Source organism: Methylophaga sp. UBA4204 (assembly GCF_002379485.1).
In the GTDB taxonomy this organism is placed as follows: Bacteria; Pseudomonadota; Gammaproteobacteria; order Nitrosococcales; family Methylophagaceae; genus Methylophaga.
In genome coordinates this window covers 6,114-15,125 of the sequence record NZ_DFTU01000040.1, presented here as the reverse complement: position 1 = coordinate 15,125, position 9,012 = coordinate 6,114, and the positions used below count along the sequence as shown (strand labels likewise).

Below are 9,012 nucleotides of genomic sequence, written 5' to 3'. Positions count from 1 at the left end.
GCCAGTCACTTCAAGGGAAGTAGCGCCAATTTCCAGCGCATCACCAGGCCGTAATTCCAATAAGCGCATAAGCCGGGGATTCAACCAGACTTCGCCGGGTTGAGGGCCAGAGGATGAGACTTGCCTCGGACTCTCCAGATCGGCCTGCCATTCAATTTCACCTCGAAGTGGATAGGCATTATCAATCGCTTTGACGGCAACCAGCTGAAATTGGCTTTCGTTAGAAACCATGGTGCCAAACTCAATCATGCGGCCAACTTGAAGACCTTGCTTTTCTGCCTCGGCATACCAGGCATCTGGAATGGGAGCATTGGTTCGGCTGTTTAACTGACGATCTGCTGCCAAAAATGCACTGGCCGATGTCATTAATGTTCTTTGCAGATGATCTGCAAAAGCATTAATAGTTGCCACAGTTGCTACAGCTATGATCATCGCCATTAACATGACTTTTACATTTCGCTCACGTAAATCCTGGGTGAACGAAATCACTTTAGCCGTTACGTTCATGCAGATAACACCTCTGCATTTTTTTCTGTTTTTTCATGCAGCACACCCGCCTCAATGATGAAATATCGCTGACATCGCTCTGCCAGCTGTTGATCATGCGTCACCATCACCAGCGTAGTGCCGTGTTCACTGTTCAGATTCATTAATAATTCAGTAATCGCCTCCCCCGTTCGGGTGTCCAGATTACCGGTAGGTTCGTCTGCAAATAACACTTGAGGATTCACAGCAAAGGCTCTGGCAATGGCTACCCGTTGTTGTTCACCACCCGATAATTGTCGTGGTGTGTGTAGCATTCGCTCACCTAGACCAACCCGTTTGAGCAGGTATTCAGCTTTATCCCGGGCATCAGCTAAACCGGCTAACTCGATGGGTAACATGACATTTTCAATAGCTGATAATGTGGGTAACAATTGAAAAGACTGGAATACAAAACCGACGCGCTGAGAACGCAGACTGGCACGTTCATCTTCTGACAAAGTACTGATGAGATGACCATCCAGACTGACCTTTCCACTGGTTGGTAAATCCAGTCCTGCCAGTAACCCGAGTAAGGTAGTTTTACCTGAACCGGAACGCCCGACAATGGCTGCAGACTCGCCTTTACGAATGTCCATATTGACTTGTTGTAAAATCGACAGTTTATCGGTGCCCAAATCAACCGAATGTGACAGATTTTGTACCTGTATCATGAAGTCGTTTGACGGATCCGGTTGTCTATCTGTGGACATACTTTCCTCACATAATTAATTGGCGGTTATGAAAACCTTATTACCTACACAAACATTGTTTATCTGGCTGTTTTTGGTCCTGGTCAGTTTCCAGTCACAGGCGGCTGAAACACAGCGAAAAAATCTGTTAATCGTTGGCGATAGCCTCAGTGCAGCCTATGGCATCGACAGTGATGCTGCCTGGGTTGAATTACTGAAAGAGCGCCTTGAACAGGAAACACCCGGAACCTGGAATGTAGCCAATGCCAGTATCAGTGGTGAAACAACCGACGGTGGTTTACGCAGATTACCGGATTTACTGGACAAACATGATCCCGCTATCGTTGTGATTGAGTTGGGCGGCAACGACGGGTTACGCGGTTTCCCACCCGATGTCATTCGAACTAATCTGGCCAAAATGATTCAGTTATCCCAACAGCATGGTGCCGAAATATTATTGGTGGGCATCGAAATCCCACCTAATTATGGTCAACGTTATACCACAGCGTTTGCTAATGTTTTTTCCAGTCTTGCAGAAGAATATAATCTGTCTTTTGTGCCCTTTTTCCTTGCTGATGTATATGATGGCGAGGCCATGATGCAGGCTGATGGAATTCATCCTACGGCAAAAGCTCAGCCACAGTTACTCGACAATATCTGGTCTGAATTACTGGCATTACTTGAATAACATACATTCACTGGTTTCCTTGAACGCATTATCAGACCTCATTAACAGATAATTGTTGCCTGATGAATCAATTAATTATGTACTATCAAAAATACAAGATTACAGATGATTAAAGCCATCATTTTTGATATGGACGGTGTTTTGATTGATTCCGAGGAAATATGGGATCACGCTGAAAAAACCGTTTTTTCCAGTTATGGCATTTCGGTCACGGAAACGGATCAGTTACTGACTCGCAATATGAATATGTTGGAAGTTTCGGAGTATTGGTCAGCAAAAGCGCACAGACCATTTTCACTGGAAACCTCACAGCAGCAAGTCATTGAACACGTCTGTCAGCATATCCAAAAAAAGCCCCTTGCCATGCAAGGTGCACTCAACTTATTGAAACACATTCAGCTCAGTAATCTTCCAATCGGACTTGCCACCAACGCTCCAAAACAGGTTTGTAACACAGTGCTGAGTTGTCTGGACATCGAAGCCTATTTCAACTCGATTCAAACTGCTGATGATGTGGAAAACACCAAACCCCATCCAGAAATTTATCTGAAAAGCGCCGAAAACCTGCAAGTGGAACCACATCATTGCCTGGTATTTGAGGACTCTCCTACCGGAGTTAAAGCAGCACATGAAGCGGGAATGCAGGTTATTTATGTAAACTCAAGGCGAATGGCTGATGCTTCCATCCTCAATATTATTCGCTCTGCATTAAATTCACTCGACCAGTTTTCCTGGCAAGATCAGAGATTTTTTGATTATTGTGAAATAAAAACGTGAAGCTGTTCATAATTTTCAGTATCACTCGTTAATTCACACCCGATAGCGCTTTTTCTTCACAGCTCATTCACCCATTTAAACGTATTCTCATCGCTTTAATCCTCTTAATCATTACTCTTATCGCTTTGATGTTTAGAGTAGCTTACGAACTTGTGAATAATGCCAATACCACCAATCAAAAAAGCTATCCATGTATGTATCACGTTAATGTTGGTGAGTATTGCTTTGCTGATTCTAGTGAGTTCACATCAATTGGTGGCAGCTATCCTGCCAGGTTCACTTAATGGCCTGGAAACCCGTATTCAGCTTGAACCTCAACACCTTGAACTCGATAATGCGCATCCCTCGCCTCTATTAATAACCGGTCTTTTCAGCACCTGTAAATCTACCTGCCCAGCCAATATTAATCAGCTACGTTTGGTTAAAAATCAGTATCAGGGCGAAATGAACTATGTTTTTATTGGCTTAAATCCTGAAAACGACTCATCAGAGACATTGAAATCATACTTGTCTGAGTTCTCGCCAAACATGCATTTACGAGTTCCTGCAGATACCCAGGCGGTACAACAACTTATGTCCTTCTTTCCAGAAAATTATTCAATGAGTAAAACTAATATCCATCACGCTGGATACATCTATCTTTATCATCCTAATGCTAAAGGTTTAATTACCTATCGGTCACCAAATAGTCAGCACATTATTGATGACTTACTGATACTGCAAAGTCGCGGAAAATAACCCAATGAAAACTAAAAATGCTTCAGTACAAACTATTGATGAAAATGTGAACCAACGAAAATGGAAAGATAATGTCAGCAATGACAAGTTTGTACTCTGGTTATTAACCGCTCATTTACCGTTTATCTTTTTTATCGTACCCATGGGCTACGGAACACATCTGAATGGCGCCATTCCAGCTCTCATCATTGTTTTGGCTGCATGGTATGTATATAAAACGCTGCCCGGCACACTGATTTCAAGAAGTGTTATGTCAGCAGCAATGATGATAATGTCGATGATTTTGATCATGCAGCAGTTAGGTCGTCTGGAAATGCATTTTCATATCTTCGCTGCACTGGCATTTCTTATTATCTGGCGTGATTATCGGGTTTTACTGGTAGCTGCCACCGTAATCGCAGTTCATCATGCGGTATCTGTTCCATTACAACTCTCAGACCTCAGTATTGGAAGCATGCCCTTTGTGGTATACGGCCAACAGTGTGATTGGGCAACATTTGCTGTACACGCTACATTTGTGATTTTGGAAACGGCTGTGTTGGTGTTTTTTTGTTTAAGAATGAATTCACAATATCAATTAGCTAATCAGATTATGGCCGCCATGCAGGTCGCCGCCCAACAAAGCGATCTGACGCTTGATATGAAAAATATTCAGGCGAAAAGTCCTGCGGATTCAGCATTTGTAAAATCAGTACAAGACTTTTACGGGTTGATGAATCGGACGATTGATGAGTTTAAAACGGCAGGTACTCAATTAGACGAGCTGACTGAATTATCTGTTATCAGTTCATCATCAAACCTATCCTCTTTAACGACACAGAGCCAACGCGTCGAAGCAATTGCAGCTGCCAGTCTAGAAATGTCAGCTAGCATCGGTGAAGTTGCCAGAACGACTGATAATGCGGCAAGCCTCTCTACACAGACAGTTGAACAGCTCAATAATTGTCAGTCAATGTCTGATAATGCGTCTATTAAAGTCAACTCACTCATCAATAAACTTAGCGAAGTAAAAATGGAATTCGAGCGTTTACAAGCTGACACAAGTGCTATTCAGAACTCTGTTTCTCTGATAACTGAAGTTGCATCACAAACCAATTTATTAGCATTAAATGCATCAATTGAAGCAGCACGAGCTGGTGAACATGGTCGAGGTTTTGCGGTTGTTGCCTCTGAGGTACGTAACTTGGCAGAAAAAAGCCAGAATGCCACTCAGGAAATTATGGCCGTTGCAGAAAAAATTAATGCATCAACCGATACGGTGATGGGCAGGCTTTTAGAAAGTAATAGCGATGGTGAAGCAGCTATAGAGATAGTCAAACAAACCAATTCCTTAATAAAGGATTCTGCAGAGTTTTCAAATAAAATAAACGTCTTAAATCTATCCATTTCACAAATGATGCAAGAACAAAGTGCCGTTTCAGCAGAGATAAGTCAGACTTTGCACCATATTCAAGATTCGAATAGTGATATTGAAATTGCAGTAAAACAAAACTCTGAGCGTAATACAGATATCAAACAAATTGGTTCAGTTATCAGGGATAAAGCCAATGTATTTAAAACCTGATTTCCTATAATTACGCCATTGAAGCAATGGTTTTTCGAAAACGACTTAACGATAAACCAAATAGAACACTCCCCAGCAAAATCAAAACCAGAAACTGTGGCCAAACTTCGGTAAAACCGGCTCCTCGATACAAAATCGATTGTGCCAACATCACAAAATGGGTATCAGGAGCCAGTAACATAATGTATTGAATAATATCCGGCATACTTTCTCGGGGTGTGCTGGCCCCTGACAGTACTTGTAAGGGTAATAGAATCATGACCAGCAATAAGCCAAATTGGGGCATTGATCGGGCAACTGTGCCCAGAAAGATACCCAGTGAAGTGGTCGCAAACAAGTGAAATAAGGTGCCCAGTAAAAACAACCAGACCGATCCCTGGATGGGAACCGATAACCAGGTCTGAACCACCAGCCATAAAGATAAAGATGTTGCTGTGATGACCACTAATGCCATGGCAAAAACCTTGCTGGTCATAATTTCAAATGGCGTAACAGGCATGACCAGTAAATGTTCCAGCGTGCCATGCTCGCGCTCTCTAATCAGTGCTGCTCCAGTTAATATTATCGATAGCATGGTGATATTATTAATTAACTCCATTACCGCGCCAAACCACTGGCTATTCAATTCGGGATTAAATTTTGCGCGTAACACCAAATCAACTGGTCTCACACTCTCCTGCCGATGCCGTTGCATAAAGGCGTCAATCTCACTACTGACGATTGACTGTACATAGCTATTACCAGTAAACGCCTGTCCCATGCGGGTTGCATCAATATTCAACTGAATAGCGGGTTGATGACCTGCCAGTAAATCACGTTGAAAATTTGCTGGAATATGCAAGGCAAAGGTATCAATTCCCATATCCATCCGGGCATCAATCTCATGATATTCAATCAGCACAGGGGGCAAAAAATAGGGTGGGTAAAAAGCATCCACAATACGCATGGATAATGGTGAACGGTCATCATCAACAATTGCTATCGGGGCATTATTCAATGAATCAATCATTGCTGTTGCACCTGCATAAATTGACAAACTGAACGCGTAAACAATAAAGACCATCAATACCGGATCGCGTAACAAGCTACGAAGTTCTTTGATGCCAAGCTGCAGGATATTGCTGAAGGCCATTTATCGTTCCTGTTTCTTCAACAACATAACACCAACCAACAATAATATTGGTGCAGCAATAAATAAAGCGGTAAATGCAGAATGTAAATCCGAATAAGACAGGCCTTTGGAAAACACACCCCGGGTAATAGTCAAAAAATGCGTGGCAGGATAAACCTCACCAATCCATCGCCCCAGGCCCTGCATTGACGATACAGGATCAATCATGCCCGAGAATTGCACTGCCGGAATCAAGGTTAACAACGCTGTGCCAAATAACGCCGCAATCTGACTACGAGTGAAGGCTGAAATTAGCAAGCCCAGGGAAGTAGCACAAAATACATACAGCAAGGCCGCAAACATCAGAGTGATGAAACTCCCGGTCAGCGGCACCTTAAAAAGGAATACTGCAAACAACACCAATAAGACAAAATTCAGCATACCCAGCACGATATAGGGTAATTGCTTGCCGAGTAAAAATTCCATACGACTCACCGGGGTGACATACAGGTTCACAATCGAGCCAAGCTCTTTTTCACGCACTACCGACAGTGCCGTTAATATCGATAAAATCAGCATCAACAGCAATGGAATCATCGCTGGTACAATGGCTATCAGACTTTTTACATCAGGGTTATAACGAAAGCGTGCTTCGATGGTGGCGGGTTGTGCCGTGACAGACGATCCCAGTATTTCCCTTGATTTCATAGTCAGCCAATGACTATGCATTCCCTGCACATAACCACGTATATTCTCACCTCGAGTTGGGCTTGAGCCATCAATCCAGGCGCCAATTTCCACCGGTCTGCCACGAGCCAGATCCCGGCGAAATCCATACGGGATCTCAATTGCCAGACTGAGTTCGCCGGACTGCATTCGCTGCTCTATTTCGGCATGGCTATATAACGCAGGTTGTTCAATAAAATAACGTGATCCTGATAAATTAAGCGTGTAATCACGGCTGGTCGCTGATTGATCGGCATCAAGCACTGCAAATTTAAGATCTTCTACATCCAGACTGATGCCGTAGCCCACCACAAACATCAGCAATAATGTGCCCAGCATGGCCATGGTTAATCTGATGGGGTCTCTAGCTAATTCAAGTGTCTCACGTCGACTGTAACTGTATAAGCGGCGCAGACTGAAGCCTGTAAGCGAAGCAGATGGGGTGTCATTTTTATTATTGGTTTTTATCGAATTTTTAGCGCTTTCATCAGTAATTTGCAGATTTTCCTGGCGCCGTACCTCCTCTTGCAAATAATCGACAAAAGCATCTTCTAATGAAGCGGCATTTCTGGCCTTTTTTAAATTCTCCGGCGTATCAGTTACTAATACCCTTCCCGCATGCATCAATGAAATCCGGTCGCAACGCTCCGCTTCGTTCATAAAATGCGTTGAAATAAAAATGGTTACCCCATCCTGCCGAGCCAGGTCCACCATGATCTGCCAGAACACATCACGTGCAATCGGATCAACTCCCGAAGTCGGTTCATCCAGAATCAACATTTCCGGTCCATGGATCATGGCTACTGCGAGTGACAATCGTTGTCTTTGGCCAAGCGGTAAAGCATCCGGCAAACTATCCAGAACAGCTTCCAGTTCAAAACGTTTTGCCATCTCATCTATTCTGGCTGAAATGCTATTTGAGGGAAGTTTAAATAATCGTGCATGCAAATCCAGATTCTGCTTTACCGTCAGTTCACCGTATAACGAGAATGACTGCGTCATATACCCCACCCGTTGGCGGATACTCAGATCATGTGGATCAATGGTTTTGCCAAATAATCTGGCTTGTCCTTCTGAAGCCGCCAGGAGACCCGTCAGCATTTTCATCGTTGTGGTTTTGCCACAGCCATTGGAGCCGAGAAAACCAAAAATCTCGCCACGTGGAATACGGAAAGTCACTTGATCTACCGCGGTAAAATGACCAAATCTTCTGGTGAGATTATCTGCCTCAATGGCAAATTCATCATGAGATGATTCTCTGCGTTGGGGGATAACTACAGGTTGATGACGATTGCGTAGCGCTTCCGGTAACAACGCTATAAAAGCTGATTCCAGTGAGCTGGTACCAGTTTGCTCTAGTATTTGTTGGGGCGTGCCTGTGGTGAGAACCCTCCCCTGATTCATTGCCACTAACCAGTCAAAGTCTGCGGCCTCTTCCATATAGGCAGTTGCCACCAACACACTCATCGCTGGATTATCACTTCGAATACGCTTAATCAATGACCAGAACTGGCGTCGTGATAACGGATCCACACCGGTGGTCGGTTCATCCAGAATAAGGAGCTCCGGATCATGAATCAGCGCGCAACATAACCCCAGTTTTTGCTTCATACCACCAGATAAATTACCTGCTGGACGATCAGCAAACGCTGTAAGTCCTGTAGCTTCCAGCAATTCACTGATGCGTTGTTCACGCTCAAGCCGATCATGACCGAATAAACGACCAAAAAAATCGACATTTTCAAATACGGAGAGTGTGTGATAAAGATTTTTACCAAGCCCTTGAGGCATATAGGCAATTCGGGGACAAACTTTCTGCCGGTGCTGTGGTTTTCGCATATCGCCCCCCAGCACTTCAATCGTACCTTGCTGAATAGCGTGTGCGCCGGAAATCAATGAAAACAAGCTGGATTTGCCAACACCATCTGGCCCGATAATGCCCACCATGATTCCAGCTGGAATGTTGAGACTCAGATCATCTAACGCTTGTGTTTTACCATAGCAAAGACTGATATTTTTCAGCACAGCCACCAGGCGATTGTCATCCAACGCAGACAATGCCGACGCTGTCATCAAGGAATCCTCACTGCCAGATGTTCTGGCCATTCTCCCTGGGAATCTTCAAGAACATATGCGACACCGGGTAGTCCGGTTTTTACACGCAATATGTAGGTATCCAACAGATCCTGTGGGA

At 43.9% G+C, this 9,012-nt stretch carries 7 protein-coding genes and 1 pseudogene; 4 read left to right on the top strand and 4 right to left on the bottom strand.

Annotated features, from left to right (window positions below; genetic code table 11):
* Window positions 1–507: pseudogene (locus B3182_RS05720) on the bottom strand (ABC transporter ATP-binding protein); the annotation flags it as partial.
* Window positions 504–1,235 (bottom strand): ABC transporter ATP-binding protein, encoded by a 732-nt coding sequence (locus B3182_RS05715; protein WP_292357059.1) that lies wholly within the window; start codon window positions 1,233–1,235, stop codon window positions 504–506. The gene B3182_RS05715 and the pseudogene B3182_RS05720, both read right to left, overlap by 4 nt.
* Window positions 1,236–1,263: 28 nt before the next feature.
* On the opposite strand from B3182_RS05715, the gene B3182_RS05710 reads away from it, so the two are divergent.
* The 4 genes from B3182_RS05710 (at window position 1,264) to B3182_RS05695 (ending at window position 4,981) form a co-directional block, all read left to right on the top strand.
* Complete coding sequence (locus B3182_RS05710) at window positions 1,264–1,902, top strand: arylesterase (RefSeq protein WP_292357061.1); 639 nt, start codon at window positions 1,264–1,266, stop codon at window positions 1,900–1,902.
* Between the two features lie 105 nt (window positions 1,903–2,007).
* Window positions 2,008–2,679: an HAD family hydrolase gene (locus B3182_RS05705; protein WP_292357063.1), complete on the top strand. Its 672-nt coding sequence runs from the start codon at window positions 2,008–2,010 to the stop codon at window positions 2,677–2,679.
* 159 nt (window positions 2,680–2,838) lie between these two features.
* Complete coding sequence (locus B3182_RS05700; RefSeq protein WP_292357065.1) at window positions 2,839–3,417, top strand: SCO family protein; 579 nt, start codon at window positions 2,839–2,841, stop codon at window positions 3,415–3,417.
* A gap of 4 nt (window positions 3,418–3,421) precedes the next feature.
* Entirely contained in the window at window positions 3,422–4,981 is a 1,560-nt protein-coding gene (locus B3182_RS05695) for a methyl-accepting chemotaxis protein (protein WP_292357067.1), read from the top strand.
* Between the two features lie 10 nt (window positions 4,982–4,991).
* Here B3182_RS05695 and B3182_RS05690 read toward each other — a convergent pair whose 3' ends face one another.
* Both B3182_RS05690 and rbbA read right to left on the bottom strand, forming a co-directional pair.
* On the bottom strand, window positions 4,992–6,113 hold the full coding sequence (locus tag B3182_RS05690; protein ID WP_292357069.1) for an ABC transporter permease: 1,122 nt from the start codon (window positions 6,111–6,113) through the stop codon (window positions 4,992–4,994).
* The gene (gene rbbA / locus B3182_RS05685) at window positions 6,114–8,891 is read right to left on the bottom strand and encodes a ribosome-associated ATPase/putative transporter RbbA (protein ID WP_292357109.1); all 2,778 of its coding nucleotides are present in this window, start codon (window positions 8,889–8,891) and stop codon (window positions 6,114–6,116) included.
* Window positions 8,892–9,012: the final 121 nt, after the last annotated feature.

Excerpts from the sequence above, each read along its gene's own strand:
- B3182_RS05715 (WP_292357059.1), bottom strand. The coding sequence starts at position 1,235 with ATGTCCACAGATAGACAACCGGATCCGTCAAACGACTTCATGATACAG.
- B3182_RS05710 (WP_292357061.1), top strand. The coding sequence starts at position 1,264 with ATGAAAACCTTATTACCTACACAAACATTGTTTATCTGGCTGTTTTTG.
- B3182_RS05705 (WP_292357063.1), top strand. The coding sequence starts at position 2,008 with ATGATTAAAGCCATCATTTTTGATATGGACGGTGTTTTGATTGATTCC.
- B3182_RS05700 (WP_292357065.1), top strand. The coding sequence starts at position 2,839 with ATGCCAATACCACCAATCAAAAAAGCTATCCATGTATGTATCACGTTA.
- B3182_RS05695 (WP_292357067.1), top strand. The coding sequence starts at position 3,422 with ATGAAAACTAAAAATGCTTCAGTACAAACTATTGATGAAAATGTGAAC.
- B3182_RS05690 (WP_292357069.1), bottom strand. The coding sequence starts at position 6,113 with ATGGCCTTCAGCAATATCCTGCAGCTTGGCATCAAAGAACTTCGTAGC.
- rbbA (WP_292357109.1), bottom strand. The coding sequence starts at position 8,891 with ATGACAGCGTCGGCATTGTCTGCGTTGGATGACAATCGCCTGGTGGCT.